The organism is Thermasporomyces composti (assembly GCF_003386795.1).
GTDB lineage: Bacteria > Actinomycetota > Actinomycetes > Propionibacteriales > Actinopolymorphaceae > Thermasporomyces > Thermasporomyces composti.
Map to the genome: position 1 here is coordinate 2,926,122 of NZ_QTUC01000001.1, position 24,158 is coordinate 2,950,279.

A 24,158-nucleotide genomic window follows, 5' to 3' on the forward strand; every position below is an offset into this window, starting at 1 on the left:
ATCCGGCAGGGATGCCGAAGTGGTCCGGCAGGACGCTGAGATGATGGGGCGGCGATGGTGTCGCCGAGCCGCGTCGGGCGTCAGACCCGGTCGAGCGGCCGGTGCGGCTCGGGCGGCAGCTCCACCTTGATCGGGTCGCCGGGGCGGACCTCGCCACCGGTGCGGACGACGCCCATGATGCCGGCTTTGCGGATGATCCGGCCGTCCTCGCCGCGCAGGAGCACCTGGTTGAGCAGCCCGGGCGCGAAGTCGTTGATCTGGGTGCAGGGGTTCCGCAGGCCGGTCACCTCGACGACCGCGCTGTCACCGAGGTGGAGCAGCGTCCCGGTGGGGAGACCGAGCAGGTCGATGCCCCTGGTGGTGACGTTCTCGCCCAGGTCGCCCGGCTCGACGTCGTAGCCGGCGTCGCGCAGCTCGTCGTGCAGCTCGGCGTGGATGAGGTGAACCTGCCTCAGGTTGGGTTGGCTGGGGTCACGGGCGACCCGCGAGCGGTGCTTGACCGTCGTGCCGGCGTGCGCGTCTCCCTCCACGCCGACGCCGGCGACGAGCCGGATGCGGTCGCGGGTCGGCTTGCTGAAGGTGTGGGTGGCGCTGCGGCACACCGCCACGACAGTCCCGCTCATCGGGTCGTCCTCTCGTCGCGTCGGGACCGGTCGTGCCCGGTGTCCCGACCTCGGCGATCCGTGCCGGCGGACCGCGTCCGGGGTGAGCCCGCCAGGTGGCATCGGACCTTCGACGGGAAGCGTAGCTCGCCGCGGATGCGGGCCCTGGAGTGCGGGCGCGGCCGCCGGACCCTGGTGCGGCTCAGCGTGCCGCGTGCTCGACCTGCGTGGTCGTCGCCGTGACGTCCCGTCGCGTACGGCGTCGCAACCCGTCCCAGGTGAAGATCACGAGCGCCACCCACACGATCGCGAAGCCGGCAAGTCGCTCAGGTGGCATCGGCTCGCGGAAGACGAGGACACCGATGAGGAACTGCAAGGTGGGCCCGATGTACTGGAGGAGGCCGATGGCGGTCAGCGTGACTCGGGTCGCGGCGGCGCCGAACAACAGCAAGGGGATGGCGGTGACGACACCGGTGCCCGCGAGCAACGCCGCGTTGACCCAACCGGCGTGCCCGAAGGTCGCCACGTCGGTCGCCTCGAGGTACGTGAGGTAGCCCAGGGCGAGAGGCGCCACCGTCGCGGTCTCCACCGCGAGGCTCTCGACCGCACCCGCGTTGGCTTGCTTCTTGCACAGCGCGTACGCGGAGAAGCTGAACGCCAACGCGAACGCCACCCATGGTGGGCGTCCGTAGTCGACGGTCAGGACGACGACCGCCAGCCCCGCGATGGCGAGCGCGCACCATTGGGCACGGTTGAGCCGTTCACCGAGGACGACGACCCCAACCAGGACGGTGACCAGCGGGTTGATGAAGTAGCCCAGCGCGGTCTCGACGACGTGGCCGTGGTTGACCGCCCAGATGAAGGTTCCCCAGTTGGCGGTGACGACGAGCGCGGCGACCGCGAGGAATGCGAGGGATCGGGGCTGGCGCCGCAGCGTGGACCACCAGTTCGGCCGTGGCCGCACGCACAGCAGGAGGGCTACGAAGACCAGCGTCCAGAGCATGCGGTGCGCCAGGATCTCCAGCGACCCGGCCGGCTCGAGCAGCGGCCAGTAAACCGGGAAGATCCCCCAGATCAGGTAGGCCGAGGCGCCGTAGACCAGCCCTCGCGCGTGTCGCTCGTGCACGACAGGCAGGCTACGAGGCGACGGTCGTCGGTCCGTGGGCGAGGTCGAGGTCAGGCCTCATCACCCACGACCCACGTGTCGGTGCCTCGAAGGAGCTCGGCGAGGTCTCCCGGACCGTCGGCGGCGCGCGCCGCGTCGAGCTGGTCGCGCGCCAGGTCGTCGTAAGCGGGCCGCTCCACCTGGCGGAAGATCCCGATCGGGGAGTGCCGGAGGGTCTGCGGGTCGGCGAGCCGCGACAGCGCGAACGCGGTCGTGGGGTCGGCCGCGTGGGCGTCGTGCACCAGCACGGCGTCGGCACCGACCTCGTCGACGCGCGCGATGCGCAGGGAGCCGGTGGCCGGATCGCGGACCACGCCGAGCTCGCCGTCACGTCCGAACCGGATCGGCTGGCCGTGCTCCAGCCGGATCACCGCCTCGTCCCGGGTGTCCTTGTCCTTGAGCAGGTCGAACGCCCCGTCGTTGTAGATGTTGCAGTTCTGGTAGATCTCCACCAGGGCGGCGCCGCGGTGGGTGACGGCCGCGCGTAGGACGGACGTCAGGTGCGCCCGGTCGCTGTCGATGGTCCGGGCGACGAAGGACGCCTCCGCGCCGAGGGCGAGCGACACGGGGTTGAACGGCGTGTCCAGCGACCCGAGCGGGGTCGACTTGGTGACCTTGCCGACCTCGGAGGTGGGGGAGTACTGCCCTTTCGTCAGACCGTAGATCCGGTTGTTGAACAGCAGGATCTTGAGGTTGACGTTGCGGCGCAGGGCGTGGAGGAGGTGGTTGCCGCCGATCGACAGCCCGTCGCCGTCACCGGTCACCACCCACACCGACAGGTCGGGACGCGCGGTCGCCAGGCCGGTCGCGATCGCCGGTGCGCGACCGTGGATGCCGTGCACGCCGTAGGTGTTGAGGTAGTACGGGAAGCGGCTCGAGCATCCGATGCCCGACACGAACACGATGTTCTCCCGCCGGATGCCGAGCTCGGGCAGGAAGCCCTGGACGGCGGCGAGGATCGCGTAGTCCCCACATCCCGGGCACCACCGCACCTCCTGGTCGGAGGTGAAGTCCTTGCGGGTCGCGGGAGCGGTGGCGGTGGGCACACCGCGTAGGCCAGGGAAGGGCAGGTCGGTGGTGGTCATGGGGTGGTCGGGTCCTCTCCACGGGTCCGGGCCATCCGCTGGCCGCTCCCGGACCGGTCAGCGTGACCGTTGCGGGAGGGGTCCACGCGGCCTGCCGTCGCGTCATCGTCGAGCGAGCCGACGACCTCGGTGATGGCGTCGACCAGCTCGGCCGCCGTGAACGGCAGCCCTCGGACACGGTTGTAGCTCACGACGTCGACGAGGTAGCGGGCGCGGAGCAGCATGGCGAGCTGCCCGAGGTTCATCTCCGGGACGAGCACCCGCTCGTAACGTCGCAAGACCTCGCCGAGGTCAGGCGGGAAGGGGTTGAGGTGGCGCAGGTGCGCCTGAGCGACCGGGATCCCCAGCTGACGCAGGGTCCGGCAGGCGGCCCCGATCGGCCCGTACGTCGACCCCCATCCCAGGACGAGCACGCGCGCGTCGTTGGTCGGGTCGTCCACCTCCAACGGCGGGATGCTGCGCGCGATCGCGTCGACCTTGGCCTGCCGGGTGCGGACCATGAGGTCGTGGTTGGCGGGGTCGTAGGAGATGTTGCCGTGGCCGTCGCCCTTCTCCAGGCCGCCGATGCGGTGCTCCAGGCCGGGCGTGCCGGGGATCGCCCACGGGCGGGCGAGCGTCTCCGGGTCCCGCTTGTACGGCCAGAAGACCCGCTCCCCGGACTCGGTCTCGTGGTTGGGCTCGGTGGCGAAGTTCGGGTCGATCGTCGGCAGCTCCGCGATGTCGGGGATCCGCCAGGGCTCCGAGCCGTTCGCGAGGTAGCCGTCGGAGAGCAGGATCACGGGGGTGCGATAGGTCACAGCGATCCGGATCGCCTCGATCGCGGTGTCGAAGCAGTCCGACGGGGACGCGGGCGCGACGACGGGGACCGGTGCCTCCCCGTTGCGGCCGAACATCGCCTGGAGGAGGTCGGCCTGCTCGGCCTTGGTCGGCATGCCGGTGGAGGGACCGGCGCGCTGGATGTCGCAGACGACCAGCGGCAGCTCGAGCGCGACGGCTAGACCGATCGTCTCCGTCTTGAGGGACAGGCCGGGGCCGGACGTCGTCGTCACCCCGAGGGCGCCGCCGAAGGAGGCGCCGAGCGCCGCGCCCACGCCGGCGATCTCATCCTCGGCCTGGAACGTGATGACCCCGAACCGCTTGTGCTTGCTGAGCTCGTGGAGCACGTCGCTGGCCGGTGTGATCGGGTAGGAGCCCAGGAAGAGCTTGAGCCCAGCCCGCTGGGCGCCGGCGATCAAGCCGTACGCCAGCGCCAGGTTGCCGGAAATGTTGCGGTACCGGCCGGCCTTCATCTGCGCGGGCCGGACCTGGTAGGAGACCGCGAACGCCTCCGCCGTCTCGCCGTAGTTCCACCCGGCCTGGAACGCCGCGATATTGGCGTCGCGGACCGCTGGGTTTCGGGCGAATTTCGAGCGAATGAACGACAGCGTTGTTTCTGTCGGACGGTTGTACAGCCAGGAGACCAGACCGAGGGCGTACATGTTCTTGGCCCGGGTGGCCTCCTTGCGGGACAGCCCGCCGAGTTTGTCACCGAGCGCCGCCTTGATCGCCTCGGTCGTCCGGGTGGTGAGCGGCAGGGAATGCAGCTGGTACCCGTCGAGGGAGCCGTCCTCGAGGGGATTGCTGGTGTACCCGACGCGGGCCAGATTGCGGGGGGTGAACTCGTCGGAGTCGACGATGATCGTCCCGCCGCGCGGCAGCTCCGGAAGGTTGGCCTTGAGCGCCGCCGGGTTCATCGCGATGAGGACGTCAGGCGCGTCGCCCGGGGTGAGGATGTCGTGGTCGGCGAAGTGAATCTGGAACGACGAGACCCCGGGCAGGGTGCCCGCCGGCGCGCGGATCTCCGCCGGAAAGTTGGGCAATGTTGAGAGGTCGTTTCCGAACGCCGCGGTTTCCTGAGTGAATCTGTCACCGGCCAGTTGCATTCCGTCACCGGAATCCCCGGCGAAGCGAATGATGACCCGGTCGACCTGCAGGACCTGTTTGGTCACCGGTTGAACGACCTCCCTTTGCCGCTCCAGGGCAAACTGCGCCTTCCTGGGCGGCGCATTCCCTTGTCGTGCTTCTATGCTACGTCCGGCTTGGTATGAGTCGCGGGTGCCGCCGGACAGTGGATCACCACCGCAACGTGCGAGTCGACTGTAACTCTCGGTGGATCCCACGACAGCGGTACCGCCAAGTCCGGCCATCGAGAGGGAGGGGAGCCGGTCGATGCGACGGCCAAAGTGGACGGTGGCGGCGGTCATCGGGGCCATGGCGGTCAGTGCCTGCCATGCGATTCCCCTGCCAGACCTCTCCAGGAGCGCGGCACAGTCACCGTCACCGCGTCCCACGTCGGTGACCTACGTCGAAGCCCAGGACCCCGAGGCGCAGCCTCCCGCGCCGCCGGTGCCGAACGCGCGATCCGGGGGCACCCTCCGCGTCCTCTCCTCCAGGAACCCCCACACCTTCGACCCCACGCGGGTCTACCACCTCGACACGCTGGCGATCATGAAGCTCGTCACGCGCAGCCTCACCCAGACCCGGTACGAGAACGGCAAGCCCGTGCTCGTCCCGGACCTGGCGACCGATCTTGGCCGTCCCAACAAGGACTTCACGCGGTGGGAGTTCACACTGCGAGACGGCCTGAAGTACGAGGACGGCACACCGGTCACGGCGGCTGACGTGGCGTACGCCATCAAGCGGCAGTTCGCCCAGGAGGAGCTGCCCGGTGGTCCGACCTACGGGATCGACTACTACCTCGGCGGCGAGACCTACCGGGGGCCGTTCAAGGACGGCGACGACTTCGAGGCGGTCGAGACGCCCGACGACAAGACGATCGTGCTGAAGATGCGCAAGCCGTTCCCGTCGCTGCGCTACTACGCCTCGCTGCCGGCGTTCGCGCCGATCCCGAAGGACAAGGACACCCGGGGTGAGTACAGCAAGCACCCCCTCGCCACGGGTCCGTACAAGTTCGACGGCGACTGGGACGGCAAGCGGCTGACGCTGGTCCGCAACGAGCACTGGGACCCCGAGACCGACCCGGGTCGGCACCAGCTCCTCGACAAGATCGTCTTCGAGTTCGGGCTGGACGGGGACGAGGTCCAGAAGCGGATCATCGCCGACGAGGGCCCCGACCAGTACGCGATCACCTACAACGACATCCTGGTCGAGAACTACCGCGCGATCCGCGGCACCGAAGCCGAGAAACGGCTGGTCACCGGCCCGAGCCCGTGCACGACCTACATGTGGATCGACACCCGCAAGGTGCCGCTGCCGGTCCGCCGGGCGATCGCGAAGGCCTGGCCGCTGGAGTCCGAGAGCCGCGCGGCGGGCGCCGTGCCAGGGCTGACCTGGCGACCCGCCACGACGATCATGCCCTCGGCGACGCCCGGCTGGATCCCGCACGACGCGATCGGCAACGGCGGCAAGGGTGACGGGGACCCGGAGGCGGCCCGCAAGATGCTGGAGGAGGCCGGGCAGCTGGGGTTCGAGCTGTCGTTCTACTACTCCGCCGACGACCCCATCGACACCAAGATCGCGGAGGTGCGCGCGGAGGCGTTGGAGCGGGCGGGCTTCGTGGTGAAGACGCTGCCGGCGCCGTCCAGCCTGGCCCGCGACCTGAGCGACGACGCCATCCGCCCCGCCAACCTCCGCGCCGGGAGCTGGTGCATGGACTGGGGTAGCGGCGACTCGGTGCTGCCGGCCATCCTTGACGGGCGGAAGGCCGACCTGCCCGGCGCCCCGATCCAGTCGTTCCTCAACGTGCGCGAGGTCAACGAGGAGATCGAGCGGATCAGCCGGCTGCCCGCCGACAAGGCGCTCGCGGAGTGGGGCAAGCTGGACCAGATGATCATGGAGAAGTACCTGCCCGTGGTGCCGCTGGGCGAGGGCGGGACGACCCTGCTGCACGGCTCGAAGGTGGCCAACGTCGTCGTCGACACCGTCCTCGGCATGCCGGACTACACCCAGATCTACCTGCTCGAGTAGGACGCCGCCGCCGGACGGCGCCGCCATCGCCGCCCGGGCACGGGTCACCGGTCTCACCTGGCGTCGTGAGTCGACCATGATCCGTGCCGTACCCCTAGACTCGCGTGCACGGGTGCGAGGGGAGGCGGTAAGGCGTGTCGCTGTCTCAGAACGCGAGCTACTACGCGACCTACACGACCGTGCTCGCGGTCATCCTCGTCGGCGTGGGGTTCGCGGGCGCCGCCTTCGCCGCCAGCGCACTGCTGCGGCCCAGCCGACCCACGTCGGAGAAGCTCGTCACCTACGAGTCGGGCATCGATCCGGTCGGCGTGGGGTGGGCGCAGAGCCACGTCCGCTACTACGTGTACGCCTACCTGTACGTCGTGTTCGCCGTGGACGCGATCTACCTCTTCCCGTGGGCGACCGTCTTCACGGCGCCGACGTTCGGTTGGGCCACCCTCGTCGAGATGCTCGTGTTCCTCGGCTTCATCGCGGTGGGCTTGCTCTACGCCTGGCGGAAGGGGGTGCTGCGGTGGACGTGACCGCCTCGGGCACGGGTCGTCGCCCGGTCGACCTGCCCATGCCGCAGGTGGGTGGCCGCGCGGCCGGCACGGCGCCGGTGCGCCTCGGTCCGCTCAGCAGGCTGGCGCCCCAGCCCCTGCGGTTCGTGCTGAACTGGGGCCGTCGCTGGTCGCTCTGGGTCTTCAACTTCGGCCTGGCCTGCTGCGCGATCGAGTTCATCGCGTCGTCCATGTCGCGGCACGACTTCATCCGCCTCGGTGTGATCCCGTTCGCTCCGGGGCCGCGCCAGGCCGACCTCATGGTGGTCTCGGGCACGGTCACCGACAAGATGGCGCCGGCCATCCGACGGCTCTACGAGCAGATGCCCGACCCGAAGTACGTGATCTCGTTCGGCTCCTGCTCCAACTCGGGCGGGCCGTACTGGGACTCCTACAGCGTCACGAAGGGCGTCGACCAGATCGTCCCGGTCGACGTCTACGTGCCGGGATGTCCACCGCGTCCGGAGGCACTCCTGCAGGGCATCGTGACGTTGCAGAACAAGATCGCCGGGGAGTCGCTGGCCACCCGGTACACCCGCGACCAGGGCGCGCAGGGCTCCGGGCACGACACCGCCGACCGCCCCGAGGACGCCAGCGGGTCGGCGGACGCCGGCAGGTCGCCGCGGTGGCGCAGCCCGGCCTCCCTGCTCCGACGGCCGCTGCGGCGAGGTGATCAGCCGTGAGCGTCACGGAGCAGGTGAGGGAGCGACTGGCCACGGCGCTGGGGGTCGACGTCGGCGTCGACGATGCCTTCGACCCGCCGACCTTCGACGTGCCGCCGGACCGGTGGATCGAAGCGCTCACCGTCCTGCGCGACGACGTGGGCTGCACGTACTTCGACTGGCTGTCGGCGGTCGACGAGCTCGAGCAGGGCTTCGCCGTGGTGTGCCACGTCGCGCGGCCACCGAGACCACCGGGTCACGTGCGTTCGCAGGAGGACAGGGCGTCGACGGGGGGCGGAGGCTCGGCGGCGGGCGAGGCCGCCCAGGGTGACGCGGCAGACGACGACTCGCTCGTCCACGTGCTGCTGCGCACGCGCGTGCCACGGGACGCCGCTCGACTGCCGACAGCGACCACGGTCTACGCCGGCGCCGACTGGCACGAGCGGGAGACCCACGAGATGTTCGGCATCGACTTCGACGGCCACCCGAATCTCGTGCCGTTGCTGCTGCCTGACGGGTTCGAGGGCCATCCGCTCCGCAAGGAGTTCGTCCTGGCCGCACGTGTCGCCAAGCCCTGGCCGGGTGCGAAGGAGCCGGGAGAGTCCGACCATGACGCCGCGCGAGCCCCGAGCCGGCGGCGGGTCGCGCCACCCGGTGTCCCGGCACCGGAGGCGTGGGGCCCGCGTCCGCCGGGCTCTCCCGAGCCCGATCCGCTCGCGGTGACCGCGCCGGCCCGTCCGGGCCGTCGTGAGCGACCCGCCCGTGCCTCACGGCCGGCTCGTTCGACGCCGCCCGGCGCGACGGCGCCTCGTTCGACAGCGGACCAGCCGCCCTCCTCCTCGGCCTCCCCGGCACCCGGCTCACCAGCGCCGGGCTCACCAGCGCCGGGGTCCTCGGGGCCTGCTCCATCGGGGTCGGTCCCGTCGGGGCGGGACCAGCCGACGTCAGCTGCCGGCGACGACCGCACCAACGGCCTCGAAGGTGGCGAGTCGCATGGTTGACGTGGTGGACCTCGCCCTCAGGACCGGCTGCGTGTTCGTGGCCTTCCTCGTGCTCCCCCTCGTCGTCGGACAGACCGAGCACAAGGTGATGGCACACATGCAGAGCCGCCTGGGCCCCATGTACGCCGGCGGCTTCCACGGGTGGGCGCAGCTCGTGGCGGACGGGGTGAAGTTCGCGCAGAAGGAGGACGTCGTCCCGGCGAACGCCGACCGCCGGGTCTTCCAGCTCGCCCCCGTCCTCGCGCTCGTGCCGTACCTCGTCGCGCTCGTGGCCATCCCGCTGGCCCCCGGGCTGGTCGGGGTGGACCTGGAGACCGGCCTGTTCTTCGTCATCGCCGTCATGGGGGTCGGCGTGCTCGGCTCGCTCATGGGCGGCTGGGCGAGCGCCAACAAGTACAGCCTGCTGGGGGCGTTCCGGGCGGCCGGCCAGCTGCTGGCGTACGAGCTGCCGTTCGTCCTCGCCGCCGCGAGCGTCGCCATGGCCGCCGGCACGCTGTCGCTCTCGGGCATCGTCGAGGCGTGGCGGCCGTGGTGGCTGCTCTGGCAGTTGCCGGGGTTGTTCGTCTTCTTCGTCGCCGGCCTCGCCGAGCTGCACCGCCCTCCCTTCGACATGCCGGTCGCCGACGCCGAGATCATCTTCGGCCCCTACACCGAGTACACGGGCATTCGATTCGCGCTGTTCCTGCTCGCCGAGTACGCCGGGATCGTCGTCTTGTCCGCGCTCACCACCGTGCTCTTCCTGGGTGGCTGGCGCGGTCCCTTCGATGAGTGGCTGGGGTGGCTGTGGACGCTGCTCAAGGTCTTCGCGGTGGCGTTCGTCGTGATCTGGGTGCGAGTGACCTTCCCGCGGTTCCGGGCGGACCAGCTGCAGCGGCTCGCGTGGCAGCTGCTGGTCCCAGTCGCGCTCGTCCAGCTCGCCCTCACCGGCGTGGTGGCGGTGGCGCTGTGAGGACGGGAGGGCAGACGAGCCCATGGTGGAGGTGAGGTGAGCGTGAAGGAGCTTCCGGGCAAGGGGCTCGCCCGAGGGCTGAAGGTGACGTTCGAGAACCTCACCCGACGGGCGGTCACCGCCCAGTACCCCGACGTCAAGCCCGAGTTGCCGCCACGCTCGCGTGGGGTCATCGCGCTGCTCGAGGAGAACTGCACCGTCTGCATGCTGTGCGCCCGGGAGTGCCCGTGCTGGTGCATCTACATCGACTCCCACAAGGAGACGGTCCCGCCGAGCACCCCGGGCGGGCGGGAGCGCAGCCACAACGTGCTCGACCGCTTCGCCATCGACTTCTCGCTCTGCATGTACTGCGGGATCTGCGTCGAGGTGTGTCCGTTCGACGCGCTGTTCTGGTCACCGGAGTTCGAGTACGCCGCGACCGACATCCGTGACCTCACGCACGAGAAGGACCGGCTGCGCGAGTGGATGTGGACGGTGCCACCCCCGCCGGCCGATGACGAGAGGGCGGAGCCGCCGAAGGAGCTCGCCGCCGCGGAGCGGGCCGCGGCGAGGACGTCGGCGAGAAGCACTCGACCCGACGGCGTCGACCGGTCCGAGGACGTCGAGTCGCCCAGGCGAGGTCGTGATGGGACGACGTGAGCCGCGGCGTCATCCCACCCTGGGACCCACGCCCCGACCCGACGGGGAGGTGGTGGTCGGGTGACCGCGGTCCGCGTGCTGTTCCTGCTGCTCGGTGTGGTGGCGGTGGGCTCGGCCCTGCTGGTCGTCACCACCCGACGAGTCGTCCACGCCGCGCTCTGGCTCGTCGTCACGCTGGGCGCGCTCGCCGGGTGCTACCTGCTGTTGACGGCCGAGCTCGTGGCGTGGGTCCAAGTCCTCATCTACGTGGGCGCGGTCGTCGTCCTGCTGGTGTTCGCGCTCATGCTGACCCGGTCACCGACCGCTCCGGTCGCGGACCTCACCACCGCCAACGCGTGGTTCGCCGGGATCGTCGCGGTCGCGGTGGCGGGAGTCGTCGGGACGACGTTGGTGGCTGGCTTCCGCGGGGAGGTCATCGATCTGGCGGGCGCGTCCATCGGGGGAGCCGAGGCGATCGGGACCGCTGTCTTCGCCACCTGGGTGTTGCCGTTCGAGGTCTTGTCGGTGCTCTTGCTGGCCGCCCTGGTCGGCGCGATCGTGTTGTCCACCGCGCGGGCCCGGCGGCGCGACCGCGAGGGCATCCACGATGGGGTCCGCGATGGGGAAGGGAGCGGTTGATGCCACTGCTGTATCCGCTCCTGGTCTCGACACTGCTGTTCGCCATCGGCGTCTACGGCGTGCTGGCCCGGCGCAACGCGATCCTCGTCCTCATGGGCGTCGAGCTCATGCTCAACGCGGTCAACCTCAACCTGGTCGCGTTCGACACCTGGCACGGTGACGGCCTTCGCTCCGGCCAGGTGCTGACGCTGTTCGTCATCACGATCGCGGCCGCCGAGATCGGGCTCGGCTTGGCGATCGTGCTGCGCTTGTTCCGCGTTCGGGCCCACGTCGACGTCGACCGCGTGCGCGACCTCGCCGATCGAGACGGTGCCGGGCCAGAGACGGGTGCTGGACCAGAGGTGGAGATCGGCGACGAGTGGGCCGGTGACCGCACCGGGGAGCCGGTCGACGGCTCCGCCGGCCGGACGGGTGACGGCGAGAGCGTCGAGGAAGCCGACCGACCGACACAGCCCGCAAGGAGCGGAGGTTGAGGATGAGCGGGCTGCTCCTCGGCGTCGTCGCGTCGTTCATCGCCGCCGCGCTCGCGTTGGCGCTCGGGCAGCGCGGTCGGCGTCTCGTCGCCACCGTCGGCGTCGCCGGCGCGGGACTCGCCACCCTCGGTTCGTGCGTGGTGGTCGCCCAGAACCTGCTCGGAACGCTGGGCACGCAGACGTTGACGCTCGCTCAGGTTCCGACGGGCGGGCTGGCGTTCCACCTCGCGTTCCGGGCGGACGGCTTGTCGGCCATGGTGAGCTTGCTGGTGGCGAGTGTGGCGCTGGCCGTGCAGGTCTACTCGGTCACCTACATGCGCGCCGCCCCCCGCTACCCGTCCTACGTCGCGCTCGTCTCGCTCTTCACCTCCGCCATGCTGCTCGTAGTGGCGGCCGACGACCTGTTCGTGCTGCTCGTCGGGTGGGAGGTGATGGGCCTGTGCTCCTACCTCCTCATCAGCCACCACTGGGAGCTGGCGGCGGCGCGGGACGCGGCGGTGAAGGCGTTCCTCGTCACCCGGTTGGGTGACATCGGGTTCCTCTTCGGCATCTTCGTCCTCGGCACGGCCGCCGACAGCTTCCGCATCAGCGAGATCCAGCACGTCGCCGGGGACCTGACGACCGGAGCGGCGACGCTGGCGACGCTGCTCCTGCTGTGCGGGGTGGTGGGCAAGTCGGCACAGTTCCCACTCCACGTCTGGCTGCCGGACGCGATGGCCGGCCCGACGCCGGTGAGCGCGCTGATCCACGCCGCGACCATGGTCGCGGCCGGTGTGTTCGTCGTCGCCCGGCTCCTCGACGTCTTCCAGGCTGCCCCCGTGACGCTCGTCGTCCTCGCGCTCGTCGCGGCCGTCACCATGGTCGGCTCGGCGTTGGCCGCGTTCGCCGAGGACGACGTCAAGCGCATCTTGGCGTGGTCCACGGTGAGTCAGCTCGCCGTCATGTTCGCCGGCCTGGCCGCCGGCGGGTACACCGCCGCGGTCCTGCTGCTCGTGGTTCACGGGGCGTTCAAGGCGCTGCTGTTCCTGTCCTCCGGGACGCTCACCAACGTCGCGGGGGGCAACGACCTGGCGGCGATGGGCGGCTTGCGGTCGCGGCTGCCCGTGACGTTCGTGACCATGACGGTGGGACTCGCGGCGTTGGCGGCGCTGCCTCCACTGGCGGGGTTCTTCGCCAAGGACGCCGTCCTGGGCGCGGTCCAGGAGGTGGCGCTGCACGGGGGCGCGCTGCCGAGGGGCGCGGCGTGGCTGCTGCTCCTCGCCGGGCTGGTGACCGTCGTCCTCACCGCGGCGTACTGCACCCGCCTGTGGCTGCGGGTGTTCTTCGGCCCCGCGCCGACGAACGAGCGCGTTCCGACGAGCGAGCACGGTCCGACCGGCCAGGACGCCCTGTCCACGGCGGGAGGCGCGCACGACGTGGAGGCGTCCGCCGAGGTCTCCGCGCTCATGCGCTGGCCGGTCGTCGGCTTGGCGGTGCCGAGCGTCCTGCTCGGGCTCGTCGCGCTCGCTCCCATGACCTGGAGTGGTTGGCTGGGCGGTGGGCCCGCGGACGCCGACGACCGGTCGCTGCTCCACGTGAGCACCACGCTCGTGTCGACGCTGCTCGTGGTCGGCTCGATCGCCGCGGTGGTGTGGTTCTGGCGGGAGCACGGCCAGCGCGACCCGGCCGAGCTGCTCGGGCGGGCACGTCCCCTCATCCGGAGCGGCTTCCGGCTCGACGACCTCATCGGCGTGCTCGTCGTCCGGCCTGTCTGGACGCTGTCCCGTGCGGCGATCGCCGGCGACCGCGACGTCGTGGACGTCTACGTGAGCGGCGCCGGTCGGCTCGCTCGGCTGCTCGGCGGCGCCCTGCGCCTGGCGCAGACGGGCAACGTCCAGACCTACCTGAGCCTGCTCCTCGCGGGGGTCGTCGTCCTCGCCGTCGCGGCATGGGGGGCGATCACATGAGAGACCCACTGAGAGGCCCCCTGAGAAGCACAGTCGTCTCCCGGTCGCCGCTCGCTCGCGCGCCGGCGTTCGGGAGGTCCGGACTGTGGACAGGGTGGGTGGCGCGATGAACGTCCTCGTATGGCTCCTGCTGGCCTTGCCGTTGGTCGGCGCCGCCGTGGTGGCCGGCATGCCCCGACTGGTTCCCGAGCGCGCCGTGGTGCCCGTCGGCGTCGGCGTCAGCGGTGCCACGCTGGCCACCGCCGTGGTCCTCGGGCTCGCGTTCGACCGGTCCGCCGCACACCGGGTGCAGTTCGAGACGGACGTGTCGTGGATCGGCGCGATCGACGTGCGATGGCACCTCGGCATCGACGGCGTCTCGCTGCCGATGGTGTCGCTGACTGCGCTGCTCACGTTCCTCTGCCTGCTCTCCCTCACCCGCACCCCGCCCCGCCGCGCGCGTGCGCTGGTCGGCCTGGTGCTGCTGCTCGAGGTGGGGATGCTGGGCACCTTCGTGGCGCTCGACCTCGTCGTCTTCTTCCTCTTCTTCGAGGTCGTACTGGTGCCCATGTGGTTCGTCATCGCCGTCTGGGGTGACCCGGACGACCCGGGCGGACGGCGGCGTGCCGCGACGACGTTCATCCTCTACACGGTGCTCGGCAGCGCCGTCATGCTCGTGGGGTTCCTCGTCGTCTACGCCGGGTCCGGCACGTTCGACCTGGTCGAGCTCGCGCGACGCGGGGGAGACGGCATCGCCCTCGGCACCCAGGTCGCCGCCGCTGTGGCGATCGGGCTCGGGCTGGGGGTGAAGAGCCCGCTGTGGCCGCTGCACACCTGGCTGCCGGACGCCCACGCGAAGGCGCCGACCATCGGGTCGGTGCTGCTGGCCGGGGTCCTGCTCAAGATGGGCACCTACGGGTTCATCCGGGTCTGGTTGCCTGTGGTGCCCGACGGCGCCCGGGTCGTCGCCCCGTACCTCGCGGCGTTCGCGACCGTTGGGATCCTCTACGGGGCGCTGGCCTGCCTCGCCCAGTGCGGCACGCGGCCGCTGCGGCCACTCGCCGGGATCGGTCCAGCGGCGCCCTCGGGGGATCTCAAGCGGATCGTCGCGTACTCGTCCGTCGGGCACATGGGGTTCGTGCTGCTCGGCATCGCCACGCTCAGCCCGGTCGGCGTCAACGGCGCGATCTTCGCCGGAGTGGCGCACGGACTCATCACCGGGCTGCTGTTCTTCCTGGCCGGCGCCATCAAGGACCGTCATGGCAGTGGCCTGCTCGCCGCGATCGGTGGCGGCCTGTACGCGCGGATGCCGCGGCTGGGCGGGCTGTTCCTCTTCGGCGCGGTCGCCAGCCTCGGTCTGCCGGGGTTGGCGGGCTTCTGGGGCGAGATGCTCGCGCTACTGGGGGCCTTCCAGCCGAACGCCGTGCTCACCCGGTCCACCTACGTCGTGCTCATGGTGTTGGCCGGGTTCGGTGCGGTGCTGACGGCGGCGTACTTCCTCGTCCTCGTTCGACGTCTGTGCCAGGGGAGCGACCGGGCGGCGTCCTCGACGGTTCGCGACGTGACCGCCATCGAGGTCTGGTCGTGGGCGCCGCTGGTGGCGCTGACCCTGGTGCTCGGGCTGTATCCGCGGGCGGTCCTGGCTCTCACCGAGCCCGCCGTCCACCTGCTGGTGGGGAGGTGAGCGGGACGTGACGAGTCTGGTGCAGCCGGTCGACTGGCTCGCCGTGGGACCGCCCCTGGTGGTGGCGCTCACGGCTGTCGCCGCGTTGGTGGCCAGCGTGGTCGCCCCGGCTACCGCCATCCGGCGTGGTTTGGTGACGTGGCTGTCGCTCGGCGGTCTGGTGGTGGCGCTGCTGCTTCTCCTGCCGCTGCTGGGCACGACCCGGTCGGTGTTCTGCGCACCGGACAGCAGGGGAGCGGGGGAGGCGTGCTCGTACGTCGTGGACACGACCACGCTCGTCTTCCAGCTCGTGGCGGCGGGTGGCGCGGCGCTGGTGGTGCTGCTGTCGGCCACGGCGACCTGGACGGCGGCGGAACCAGCGAGGCCGGAGACGTCGTCGACGGACGCTGAGGTGTCCGTGGATGGTGGGACGTCGGCGGGGCACCTGCCGACCGGCGAGTACCACTTCCTGCTGCTCGCCTCGGCCGCTGGCGCGATGACGATCGCCGGCGCACGCGACCTGGTGACCCTGGTGGTGGCGCTCGAGCTGGTGTCGTTGCCGGCGTTCGCGTTGGTCGGCCTGCGCCGAGACCGGCGATCCGCCGAGGCGGCGCTGAAGTTCTTCCTCGTCTCGGTGGTGTCGGTCGCGGTGATGCTGCTCGGCGTCTCGCTGGTCTACGGCGTGACGGGCGCCGTCCACTTCGACCGGATCGCCGCCGCGCTCGCCTCCGAGAGCACGGCCGCGGGCGAGTCCCGCCTCACCGGTGTCGCCGCCGTCGGGGTGGTGCTCACGCTGGTGGGCCTGGCGTTCAAGGTGTCCGCGGTGCCGTTCCACTTCTGGGTGCCCGACACCTACGTCGGCGCGCCGGTCGCCGTCGCCGCGTACCTGTCGGTGGTCTCCAAGGGGGCTGGGCTGGTCGGGTTGCTGCTGGTGGTGAGCCTCGCCTTCCCGTCGTACGCCGGCGTGTGGTCCCCGATCGTGGGTGTGCTAGCCGCGGTGACGGTGACCGTCGGCAACCTCGTCGCGCTCCGGCAGCAGACCGCGGTCCGGCTGCTCGCCTGGTCCAGCATCGCGCAGGCGGGCTACCTGCTGGTCCCGCTGGGGGCCGTGTCCGCGGTGACGGGCTCGGGCGGTGTGACGTCGGCCGGCGGGCGGTCCGCGGACGTGGCGGAGGTGCTCGCCGCGACGGTGGCGTACCTGCTCATCTACGCGGTGCTCAACCTCGGTGCGTTCGGTGTGGTGACGTCGGTGATCGGCTCCGGCACCGGCGCCGAAGGGCGTGGGGTGCGGCTGGAGGACTATCGCGGGATGATCCGGCGCGATCCGGCGCGTGCCGTGGCGTTGGCGTTCTTCCTGCTCGCCCTGGCCGGTCTACCACCGGGTGTCGCGGGGTTGTTCGCGAAGGTGGTGATCTTCCGGGCCGCCGTCGAGTCGGGCGCGGGCTGGCTCGCGGTCGTGGTGGCGGTGAACGTGGTGATCGGCTTGGCGTACTACCTGCCGTGGACGGCGCGGCTGTTCATGCCGGCGGTCGGCACCGCGCCGTCGACCGATGCCGACCACGGGCGCCGGGTGCCCTGGCCCGCGATGCTCGCCATCGGCGTCACCGCCGTCCTAGGCATCGTCTTGTCGGTCGCTCCTGGCGTGGCGCTCGACGTCCTGCCGCAGCTACCGCTCGCCCTGTCGAGGTGACCGGCGCGTCGACCTCGCGTGTGAGACGACGGCCCCCGCCGGTCACCCGGGCGAGGGGAGGGTCGTTTGCGGGGCGAGGGCGAAACTGGAAGCCTTTCCCGCGTGGGAGAACGCGCCAGGCACGCCGCCGACCGTGGGCCCACGGCGTGTGAGGTGCTCGTCGTCGGGTCCGGCCCGACGGGTCTCACCGTGGCGCTCGACCTGGCTCGGCGAAGGATCGGGGTCCTTCTCCTCGACCCGGACGACGACCACCGGAGCGGCGCAGGCCGTGACTGGGGTGACCACCGTGGCGCCGGGGTCGTCCGGGCCGCGGCGAGCCGGCGTGCGTCAGCGGAGTCGGTGCGGCTGAACCCGCGGACTCAAACGATCCTCGACGACCTCGGCGTTCTCGACCCGTTGGTGAGCGGGCGTCCGGGGTGTCTGCGCACGTCCACCGGTCAGGACGGCGCCCCGCTTGCTCTCGGGCTCGGCGACGTCGAGGCCGTGCTTCGCCAGCGCCTCGCGGCGTGTGGTGTCGATGCGTGGCCGGTGGACGCGCTCGCCGACCTCGAGCAGGACGACGACGGCGTGACAGTCACCGTCGTCGCGTCCGCGGGCTCGAAGGGCGCTGTCCACACGATTCGGGCGGCGTACGTCGTCAGGACCGGCGATCCTGGTGTCGGGGTGCGGGCGCTGCCGGGCGTCGAGCCCGACCGGTACCGCGACGGGCGGGTCCTCCTCGCCGGCGGAGCGGCGCACGTCGCGTCCGGTGGTCTGGACACCGCGTTCGAGGACGCCTACAACCTCGGCTGGAAGCTCGCCGCGGTGGTCCAGGGTGCCGACGACTTCCTCCTCGACACCTACGAGAGCGAGCGGCTCCCGGTCGCGCGCGCCACCGGCGCGACCGCCACTCCCGCCTCGCCGATGCGGCGGATCCTCACGTTCGGGACATCGCTCGTCGGGAGGCTCACGCGTCGTCGCGACGACGCGTCCGGTGACCACTACCGCACGTCGCGCCTGAGTCAGGAGCTCGGCAGCAAGCGCGACCTGCTCAAGGCTGGCGACCGACTCCCGGACGTGCGGTTGTGGAGCATGACGGACGCCGCCGATGTACGCACATCCGACCTGATGCGGGGCACCCACTGGACGGTGCTCGGCCTCGGCTCGGCGACCGCCGACACCGTGGCTCGGCTGAAGCGGCGCTTCGGGGACGCGGTCCGCACGGCGGTCATCGGGGGAGGCGCCTCGGGGGCCTTGGGGGTGACCCTGCTCGACCGGTACGGGGAGGCGCGTCGACTGCTCGGCCGGCGAGGTGGCACGCTCCTCGTGGTGCGACCCGACGGCTACGTGGGTCTCCGGTCGAACGCCAACGCCGAGATCGCGGCCGCCTACCTGGCCGACATGGTGGGCACGACCGAGCCGCTGGACGTGGGCGAGCCCTACCGCCCTCGACACGCGGGCCGGCCGGGCCCGACTGGGTCAGACCCTCCCGGATCAGGGCATCAGGTGTAACGGTGTAACTCCGCCGCGTAGGGAACGTCGCCCTGGCCGGCGACCGTTTCCTCGGATGGAGGTCTCGGCCGAGGTATGGACGATCGCGCGCACTGCCACCGCAACCAGATCAAGACCACGCTGATCCTGGTCGTGGTGTCGGTCCTGCTCGTGGTCGTCGGTCGGGTCGTTGCCGGGCGCGTGGGCCTCGCGCTGGCGGTCGTGCTGGCCGTGACGGTGAACCTCGGCGCGTACTTCTGGAGCGACCGGATCGCGCTCCGGTCGATGCGCGCGTACCCGGTGAGTGAGGCGAACCGGCCGGAGCTGTGCCGGTTGGTGCGCGAGCTGGCGACGACCATGCGGCTGCCCATTCCCGCCGTGTACGTCTCGCCCCTCCCGACACCGAACGCGTTCGCGACCGGTCGCAACCCGCGTCGCTCGGCGATCTGTGTGACCGAAGGGCTGCTGTCCCTCCTCGACCGGCGCGAGCTCCGCGCTGTTCTCGGTCACGAGCTCGGACATGTCGCGAGTCGCGACATCTTGGTCTCGTCGGTGGCGGCCGCGCTGGCGAGCATGATCCTCTACATCGCGCGATTCGCCTGGTTCGTGGAGGCCCGCGCTGCCCGCCGTGGTCGCCGTGGAGGGCGGCGTGCCGGACGGCTCGGCCGGGCCCTGCTCGTCGTCCTCGGGCCGCTCGCCGCGACCCTCCTCCACCTGGCGATCGCGCGGTCGCGGGAGTACGCGGCGGACGTGACCTCGGCGCGGGTCACCGGTGATCCGGCGAGCTTGGCAAGCGCGCTGCGCAAGATCGACGCGACGGTGCGGCGCGCACCGCTCCCGGCGATCCCCGAGCTGCGCAGCACGGCCGCCCTCATGATCGCCAACCCGTTCCGGGAGCGCGGCCTGATGCGGCTGTTCTCCACCCACCCTCCAACGAGGGAGCGGGTCGCTCGCCTCGAGGCGCTCGCCGGCCTGCCGCGACGGCCGTTCCCATGGCGCTGACGTCAGCGAGCGACCCCTCACCGGCGGCTCGTCCGGCCGTACCGGTCGCTTCGTCCGGTCTCATCGGTAGTTTGTGAACTGCAGGGAGAAGTCGAGGTCCTTCCCCTTGAGCAGGGCGATCACCGCCTGGAGGTCGTCCTTCTTCTTGCTCGACACCCGCAGCTCGTCGCCCTGAACCTGGACCTTGACGCCCTTCGGGCCCTCGTCGCGGATGATCTTGGCGACCTTCTTGGCGTTCTCCTGGGAGATGCCCTGCTGGAAGCTGCCGTGGATGCGGTACTCCTTGCCGGACTGCCTCGGCTCGTCCGCTTTGAGGCTTTTCAGCGAGACGCCCCGCTTGACCAGCTTCTCCTTGAAGACGTCGAGGACGGCCTTCGCCCGCTCCTCGGAGTTCGCGGCGATCTCCACCCCCAGCTCGCCTGACCAGCGGATGCGGGCTCCGGTGTTCTTGAAGTCGTACCGCTGGGAGATCTCGCGAGCCGCCTGGTTCAGAGCGTTGTCGGCCTCCTGACGGTCGACGCGGCTCACGATGTCGAACGACGACTCAGCGGGCATGGGGCTCCCTTCTACGACGGCTGCTGGAAGGCGCCGGCCGCGGTGACGGCGCCAGGACCTCTGCGCTATCCTCTCAACTCGCATGCCGCAAGGCGGCACATGGCAGGTTGCCCGAGCGGCCAAAGGGAGCGGTCTGTAAAACCGTCGGCTCAGCCTACGCAGGTTCGAATCCTGCACCTGCCACACCACGCAAAACGCCCCCTGACCTGCGGAAACAGGCCAGGGGGCGTTCGCGCGTCCGCCCCGGCTCGACTGGCTCCCCACGGTCATCCGTTCCCATAGCCTGCCCACCTAGGCGCCGCACCGGGCGTCGAGCGTGCACCAAGCCCAAGGCGCGGTGCGATGTGGTGGCACCTCGGCGAGCCGCTCCACACGAGTTCGCCGTGTAGCCACGTCGTGGGGCCGGCCGGCGTCGCGCGTGCATTGTGGCTGTGATCCCGTCGCTGCGTCGCTGGACCTGCCGAGCGCAACCGTCCCCACAACTCAAGAGCTTGCTCTGCGTCTGATGCCGTGTGACGCCTCTACGGGGCAAGGGTCCGGCGGTTGGCGCACCTCGAGCCGGCACCTATACTGAATCACGTTGAGAAATCTTGATTCAGGGGGTGGGATGGCCATGACGATCGCGAACGTGGGGGAGCGGATCGAGCGTGCTCGCATGGCCGCGGGCCTCAGCCAGCGTGCCCTGGCGGACGTGACCGGAATCTCGCAGTCCACGCTGTCACGGATCATCTCAGGGGATCGGCCAGCGAAGATGCCGGAGATCGTCCTGATCGCGGAGGCGACTGGGCACACGGTCGCGGAGCTGACAGGGACGGGGACGGTGGCCGACCGGGCGGTGTGCGCGGCTCGCGCGACGAACGACTCCGACATGGAGAGCATGCGGGAGGCACTGCTGCACTTTTTGGAACTGTCCGACTACCTAGATGACCAGGCCATCCCTGCGGTGGTATGAGCGCAGGACGGACGCGGATCATGAGTCCCGAGGCCGAAGGGCGCGCTGCGGCCGAACGCTTCCGCCGAGAGCACCATCTCGGGGTACAGCCGCTGGGTGACCTGGTGGCGATTATCGAACAGACCACCGGTGTCGACGTCGCCGTCCTTGACGCGGGCCCCGATGAGCACGGCCTGGCCATGCGGGACCCGGAGCGGGGTACTGTGTTCATCGGAGTCGCTCGCACGCAGAAGCCAATGCGGCAGCGCAGTACTCTCGCCCATGAACTCGGTCACGTTCTGTTCGGAGACTGGGTTCCACAGGATGCCGCCGTGAAGTGGAGCGACCAGACCCCTCAGGAGGAACGCTGTCGGGCCTTCGCGCGGCACCTGTTGATCCCCCTCGAAGGTCTGCGGGAGTTCCTCGGAGACCAGGAAGACCAAATAACCCTGGCGACGCTGTCGGCCGTCGTGCAGCGGTTCCTCGTATCACCCGCGATCGCCGCCATCGCGCTGGAGCAGGCCGGGTACATCGACAACGCCACCAAAGAGAAATGGTCAAGGGTCTTCACTCCGCAGTTGGCGGCCCGGTTCGGATGGAGCGATCAATACCACGCGTTGCAGGCCGATTCCAACCGGCGGAGGGCGCCGCAGCGGCTTCTCGCGCGCGCGATCATGGGTTTAGCCGAGGGTGTCCTGTCGGCGCAAGCCATCGCGACCCTGCGTGGTATTCCCCTCCGTGAGGTCGAGGCAGAGCTGGAAGAAGCTGGCGTCGTGGCGCCCGATCAGCCCGTCGAGTGGAGTGCCGCTCGTGACCTCCCCGACGTTGACGTGGATCTGAGCGACCTTGACAGCGACGACTAGCAGGAATCAACGTAAGAGGGTCGCGGGGGATGAGCCGGAGGCCGATCATCGATGCCGGGCCCGGCCTGAACTTTTTCGCCATTAACAAGGAGCGACTTCTTTTCGACACTCTCGGGCCGCTGAGCGTGCCCGAAACCGTTCGTGACGAAATACTCCGCAAGTCGCGACAGGATGAACGCTTCCGCGCTGCTGAGGTCGTCTGGCGCAAGTTGCCGGAACGCTTGATGCAGGTCCTTCCTGATGACGTGACACCCGAGCTCGAGGCAGTCGTGCGCCGGATCAGCCGGCTTCCCATGCGCGAGCGGCTCAAACACCGGAAAGATCTCGGCGAAACGATGGTCATCGCGCACGCCGTTGTCGCCGCCGAAGCGAGCAATGACGTAACCGTGCTCATCGATGACGGCCCCGGAGCAAAGATCGCCACCTTAGAGATCCGCCGACTTCGGCGCTTGCAGGCTGACGGCCGACCGGTAGGTATGATCCGGCTCATCAGCACCCCCACTGTCCTGGAGCGCGCGGCCGGTACGGACTACATCCCAAACAAAGCTGTCATGCGCGACATGTACGCACGGTTGCGCGGCCTCGACGACGGTCTTCCGCCGATCGAGAAGACCAATCTGCTGTCGCCATCCATCTGGCTTTAACGTCCATGTCCGTCGCTGCCCTTGGACAAGCGAACAGGCCAGTACTTGGGGAGCCACGACGGGCAGTAGGAGACCCACGGGCGCTGGCCACGGTCTCCACGCCGAGCTCATCAGGCCCGCGCGAAAGGTGAAGCATTCGACACGTCAGATGGGATACCCGTATCCCTGCTTCAAGCCACCGAGAACGTTCGATGTTCGATCTCGCGTGCGAGTATGCCGATCTGAAGCGGCTTGGCGCAGCAACGTCGGGCCCCGGCACTCACAGAGCTGCTTCACCGTCACCCCGAGCGCTTCGGCACCGACGGCGAGGGGCGGCTGTTCCGCAGGATAAGCGGCGGTCCGCTGGACTCCAGCACCTACGAGCGAGTCTGGGCCAAAGTGCGTATGAAGGCCGTGACAGCGGAGCAAGTGAACTCACCACGCGCTATACGTCCCTACGACCTACGGCATGCGGCCGTCTCGACATGACTCAACGCCGGTGTCGGCCCGGCCCAGGTTGCCGAGTGGGCGGGCCACAGCGTCAAGGTACTGCTCGAGACGTACGCACACTGTCTCGATGGCCACGAGGCGCTCGCTCGGTCCACGGTTGATGCGACGCTCCGGCAGTCCATGTCCGGAGGGAACTTTCCCAATTGGGTCACGCGAGCGCGAGCGTGCTGGCATGATCCGGTCAGCGTTGATCGCTGCTCAGTAGCCAAGTCTTTTTTGGGGGGGGGGGACATGTCGTCTGAGCCTGGTCTACCGTCACCTGTGCAGCCGTCAGGTCTACCCTTCCCTCCAGCCGTCCCGGGGAAGGGACGGGCGCGGCGGTCGTTCCAGGCACCGCGGCCGTTGTGGCTGTGGGCCGTCGGCTACGTGCTGGTCTTCTTCCTTGGGGTCGGTGCGGGCGCGAACGACACCTCGACGACGACCACCACAACCGCAGAGCCGGACCACACTCCCACCGCGGCCGCCTCTACGACACCGACAGGCACGTCGACGCCGACTGTGGCCGCGACACGGTCTGCAGCGCCAGCCGCTGCCGCCACCGGTACCCAGACCCCGGAGGGGGAGTGGCTACCAGTCGTCGATGTCGTCGACGGAGACACGATCAAGGTGCGCCGCGGCGGGGAGGCCGTGACGCTCCGGCTGATCGGCATGGACACTCCAGAGACGGTGCACCCCAACATGCCGGTGGAGTGCTACGGCCCCGAGGCCTCCAGGAAGGCGCACGAGCTGCTCGACGCAGCGTCGGTCCGGCTCGAGTTCGATCCGTCCCAGGGGCGGCTCGACAAGTACGGCAGGACCCTCGCGTATGTGTGGATGCGTGACGGGCGCCTGTTCAACGAGGTCATGATCCGCCAGGGATTCGCAGAGGAGTACACCTACGACGCGGCGTACAAGTACCAGGCGAGGTTCCGCGCCGCTGAACAGGCTGCTCGAGCCGCCGGCGCGGGGCTCTGGGGTGCCTGCTCTACCAAGCCCACCACCAAGCCTGCTGAGCCCAAGCCCCAGCCGAAGCGTCCCAAGCCGCAGGAGCCGAAGAAGCAGCCGAAGAACCCTGGCGGCGACCTCGACCCCAGGTTCAGCACCTGCAAGGAGGCCATCGCCCACGGCTACGGCCCGTACTACCGCGGCAAGGACCCGGAGTACGACTGGTACCGCGACGCCGACGGCGACGGGGTGGTGTGCGAGTCATGACTGCGGCGCTCGCCGCTGCACATACTGCGGCGAGCG

The 24,158-nt window shown here is 70.2% G+C and carries 21 protein-coding genes, 1 tRNA gene and 1 pseudogene; 18 read left to right on the forward strand and 5 right to left on the reverse strand.

Going from position 1 to position 24,158, the window contains the following annotated elements; all coding sequences use genetic code 11:
• Positions 1 to 80: 80 nt before the first annotated feature.
• The 4 genes from DFJ64_RS12715 to DFJ64_RS12730 form a co-directional block, all read right to left on the reverse strand.
• Positions 81 to 623 carry an MOSC domain-containing protein gene (locus tag DFJ64_RS12715; protein ID WP_115850646.1) on the reverse strand — a complete coding sequence of 181 codons (543 nt, stop codon included), beginning with the start codon at positions 621 to 623 and terminating at the stop codon, positions 81 to 83.
• Positions 624 to 804: 181 nt separating this feature from the next.
• Positions 805 to 1,728 (reverse strand): EamA family transporter RarD, encoded by a 924-nt coding sequence (gene rarD / locus DFJ64_RS12720; protein ID WP_245941102.1) that lies wholly within the window; start codon positions 1,726 to 1,728, stop codon positions 805 to 807.
• 50 nt (positions 1,729 to 1,778) lie between these two features.
• On the reverse strand, positions 1,779 to 2,852 hold the full coding sequence (locus DFJ64_RS12725; RefSeq protein WP_115850647.1) for a 2-oxoacid:ferredoxin oxidoreductase subunit beta: 1,074 nt from the start codon (positions 2,850 to 2,852) through the stop codon (positions 1,779 to 1,781).
• On the reverse strand, positions 2,849 to 4,840 hold the full coding sequence (locus DFJ64_RS12730) for a 2-oxoacid:acceptor oxidoreductase subunit alpha (protein WP_211310601.1): 1,992 nt from the start codon (positions 4,838 to 4,840) through the stop codon (positions 2,849 to 2,851). Before DFJ64_RS12730 ends, DFJ64_RS12725 begins: the two co-directional genes overlap by 4 nt.
• 220 nt (positions 4,841 to 5,060) lie before the next feature.
• On the opposite strand from DFJ64_RS12730, the gene DFJ64_RS12735 reads away from it, so the two are divergent.
• The 13 genes and pseudogenes from DFJ64_RS12735 (at position 5,061) to DFJ64_RS12795 (ending at position 19,449) form a co-directional block, all read left to right on the forward strand.
• Positions 5,061 to 6,818: an ABC transporter substrate-binding protein gene (locus DFJ64_RS12735; RefSeq protein ID WP_115850649.1), complete on the forward strand. Its 1,758-nt coding sequence runs from the start codon at positions 5,061 to 5,063 to the stop codon at positions 6,816 to 6,818.
• Between the two features lie 134 nt (positions 6,819 to 6,952).
• Complete coding sequence (locus DFJ64_RS12740) at positions 6,953 to 7,339, forward strand: NADH-quinone oxidoreductase subunit A (protein ID WP_211310602.1); 387 nt, start codon at positions 6,953 to 6,955, stop codon at positions 7,337 to 7,339.
• Positions 7,330 to 8,040: an NADH-quinone oxidoreductase subunit B gene (locus DFJ64_RS12745; protein WP_425452188.1), complete on the forward strand. Its 711-nt coding sequence runs from the start codon at positions 7,330 to 7,332 to the stop codon at positions 8,038 to 8,040. Before DFJ64_RS12740 ends, DFJ64_RS12745 begins: the two co-directional genes overlap by 10 nt.
• A complete protein-coding gene (locus tag DFJ64_RS12750) occupies positions 8,037 to 9,020 on the forward strand; it encodes an NADH-quinone oxidoreductase subunit C (protein ID WP_115850650.1) in 984 nt (327 codons plus the stop codon). Before DFJ64_RS12745 ends, DFJ64_RS12750 begins: the two co-directional genes overlap by 4 nt.
• Positions 9,013 to 9,969 carry an NADH-quinone oxidoreductase subunit NuoH gene (nuoH, locus tag DFJ64_RS12755; protein ID WP_115850651.1) on the forward strand — a complete coding sequence of 319 codons (957 nt, stop codon included), beginning with the start codon at positions 9,013 to 9,015 and terminating at the stop codon, positions 9,967 to 9,969. The genes DFJ64_RS12750 and nuoH overlap by 8 nt, the downstream gene beginning before the upstream one ends.
• 171 nt (positions 9,970 to 10,140) lie before the next feature.
• Positions 10,141 to 10,365 (forward strand): annotated as a pseudogene (locus DFJ64_RS19930) (4Fe-4S binding protein); the annotation flags it as partial.
• 303 nt (positions 10,366 to 10,668) lie between these two features.
• Entirely contained in the window at positions 10,669 to 11,226 is a 558-nt protein-coding gene (locus DFJ64_RS12765) for an NADH-quinone oxidoreductase subunit J family protein (RefSeq protein ID WP_115850652.1), read from the forward strand.
• Positions 11,226 to 11,699 carry an NADH-quinone oxidoreductase subunit NuoK gene (gene nuoK / locus DFJ64_RS20235; protein WP_115850653.1) on the forward strand — a complete coding sequence of 158 codons (474 nt, stop codon included), beginning with the start codon at positions 11,226 to 11,228 and terminating at the stop codon, positions 11,697 to 11,699. Before DFJ64_RS12765 ends, nuoK begins: the two co-directional genes overlap by 1 nt.
• Before the next feature lie 2 nt (positions 11,700 to 11,701).
• On the forward strand, positions 11,702 to 13,645 hold the full coding sequence (locus DFJ64_RS12775) for an NADH-quinone oxidoreductase subunit 5 family protein (protein WP_115850654.1): 1,944 nt from the start codon (positions 11,702 to 11,704) through the stop codon (positions 13,643 to 13,645).
• A 106-nt stretch (positions 13,646 to 13,751) separates the two neighbouring features.
• Positions 13,752 to 15,308 carry a complex I subunit 4 family protein gene (locus DFJ64_RS12780; RefSeq protein ID WP_115850655.1) on the forward strand — a complete coding sequence of 519 codons (1,557 nt, stop codon included), beginning with the start codon at positions 13,752 to 13,754 and terminating at the stop codon, positions 15,306 to 15,308.
• A gap of 7 nt (positions 15,309 to 15,315) precedes the next feature.
• Positions 15,316 to 16,977, forward strand: coding sequence for an NADH-quinone oxidoreductase subunit N (locus tag DFJ64_RS12785; RefSeq protein ID WP_115850656.1), 1,662 nt, complete (start codon positions 15,316 to 15,318; stop codon positions 16,975 to 16,977).
• A 102-nt stretch (positions 16,978 to 17,079) separates the two neighbouring features.
• On the forward strand, positions 17,080 to 18,468 hold the full coding sequence (locus tag DFJ64_RS12790) for an FAD-dependent monooxygenase (RefSeq protein ID WP_245941103.1): 1,389 nt from the start codon (positions 17,080 to 17,082) through the stop codon (positions 18,466 to 18,468).
• 75 nt (positions 18,469 to 18,543) lie between these two features.
• Positions 18,544 to 19,449 (forward strand): M48 family metalloprotease, encoded by a 906-nt coding sequence (locus tag DFJ64_RS12795; RefSeq protein ID WP_115850658.1) that lies wholly within the window; start codon positions 18,544 to 18,546, stop codon positions 19,447 to 19,449.
• A 60-nt stretch (positions 19,450 to 19,509) separates the two neighbouring features.
• Here the strand turns inward: DFJ64_RS12795 and DFJ64_RS12800 are convergent, their stop codons facing one another.
• Entirely contained in the window at positions 19,510 to 20,004 is a 495-nt protein-coding gene (locus DFJ64_RS12800; RefSeq protein ID WP_115850659.1) for a YajQ family cyclic di-GMP-binding protein, read from the reverse strand.
• Between the two features lie 101 nt (positions 20,005 to 20,105).
• Between DFJ64_RS12800 and DFJ64_RS12805 the strand changes: the two genes are divergently transcribed.
• The 5 genes from DFJ64_RS12805 to DFJ64_RS12825 all read left to right on the forward strand — a co-directional run bounded on the left by DFJ64_RS12805 (position 20,106) and on the right by DFJ64_RS12825 (position 24,122).
• Positions 20,106 to 20,187, forward strand: a tRNA-Tyr gene (locus tag DFJ64_RS12805).
• A 430-nt stretch (positions 20,188 to 20,617) separates the two neighbouring features.
• Positions 20,618 to 20,956, forward strand: a complete 339-nt coding sequence (locus DFJ64_RS12810; RefSeq protein WP_115852059.1) for a helix-turn-helix domain-containing protein — start codon at positions 20,618 to 20,620, stop codon at positions 20,954 to 20,956.
• 20 nt (positions 20,957 to 20,976) lie between these two features.
• Positions 20,977 to 21,798, forward strand: a complete 822-nt coding sequence (locus DFJ64_RS12815) for an ImmA/IrrE family metallo-endopeptidase (RefSeq protein WP_115850660.1) — start codon at positions 20,977 to 20,979, stop codon at positions 21,796 to 21,798.
• A gap of 29 nt (positions 21,799 to 21,827) precedes the next feature.
• Positions 21,828 to 22,442 (forward strand): PIN domain-containing protein, encoded by a 615-nt coding sequence (locus DFJ64_RS12820; protein WP_115850661.1) that lies wholly within the window; start codon positions 21,828 to 21,830, stop codon positions 22,440 to 22,442.
• 987 nt (positions 22,443 to 23,429) lie between these two features.
• Positions 23,430 to 24,122, forward strand: coding sequence for a thermonuclease family protein (locus DFJ64_RS12825; protein ID WP_147304690.1), 693 nt, complete (start codon positions 23,430 to 23,432; stop codon positions 24,120 to 24,122).
• Positions 24,123 to 24,158: the final 36 nt, after the last annotated feature.

What these genes read in the sequence shown, in the direction of transcription:
- DFJ64_RS12715 (WP_115850646.1), bottom strand. Translation starts at nt 623, where the DNA reads ATGAGCGGGACTGTCGTGGCGGTGTGCCGCAGCGCCACCCACACCTTC.
- DFJ64_RS12725 (WP_115850647.1), bottom strand. Translation starts at nt 2,852, where the DNA reads ATGACCACCACCGACCTGCCCTTCCCTGGCCTACGCGGTGTGCCCACC.
- DFJ64_RS12735 (WP_115850649.1), top strand. Translation starts at nt 5,061, where the DNA reads ATGCGACGGCCAAAGTGGACGGTGGCGGCGGTCATCGGGGCCATGGCG.
- nuoH (WP_115850651.1), top strand. Translation starts at nt 9,013, where the DNA reads ATGGTTGACGTGGTGGACCTCGCCCTCAGGACCGGCTGCGTGTTCGTG.
- nuoK (WP_115850653.1), top strand. Translation starts at nt 11,226, where the DNA reads ATGCCACTGCTGTATCCGCTCCTGGTCTCGACACTGCTGTTCGCCATC.
- DFJ64_RS12775 (WP_115850654.1), top strand. Translation starts at nt 11,702, where the DNA reads ATGAGCGGGCTGCTCCTCGGCGTCGTCGCGTCGTTCATCGCCGCCGCG.
- DFJ64_RS12780 (WP_115850655.1), top strand. Translation starts at nt 13,752, where the DNA reads ATGAACGTCCTCGTATGGCTCCTGCTGGCCTTGCCGTTGGTCGGCGCC.
- DFJ64_RS12795 (WP_115850658.1), top strand. Translation starts at nt 18,544, where the DNA reads ATGGACGATCGCGCGCACTGCCACCGCAACCAGATCAAGACCACGCTG.
- DFJ64_RS12800 (WP_115850659.1), bottom strand. Translation starts at nt 20,004, where the DNA reads ATGCCCGCTGAGTCGTCGTTCGACATCGTGAGCCGCGTCGACCGTCAG.
- DFJ64_RS12810 (WP_115852059.1), top strand. Translation starts at nt 20,618, where the DNA reads ATGACGATCGCGAACGTGGGGGAGCGGATCGAGCGTGCTCGCATGGCC.
- DFJ64_RS12815 (WP_115850660.1), top strand. Translation starts at nt 20,977, where the DNA reads ATGAGTCCCGAGGCCGAAGGGCGCGCTGCGGCCGAACGCTTCCGCCGA.
- DFJ64_RS12820 (WP_115850661.1), top strand. Translation starts at nt 21,828, where the DNA reads ATGAGCCGGAGGCCGATCATCGATGCCGGGCCCGGCCTGAACTTTTTC.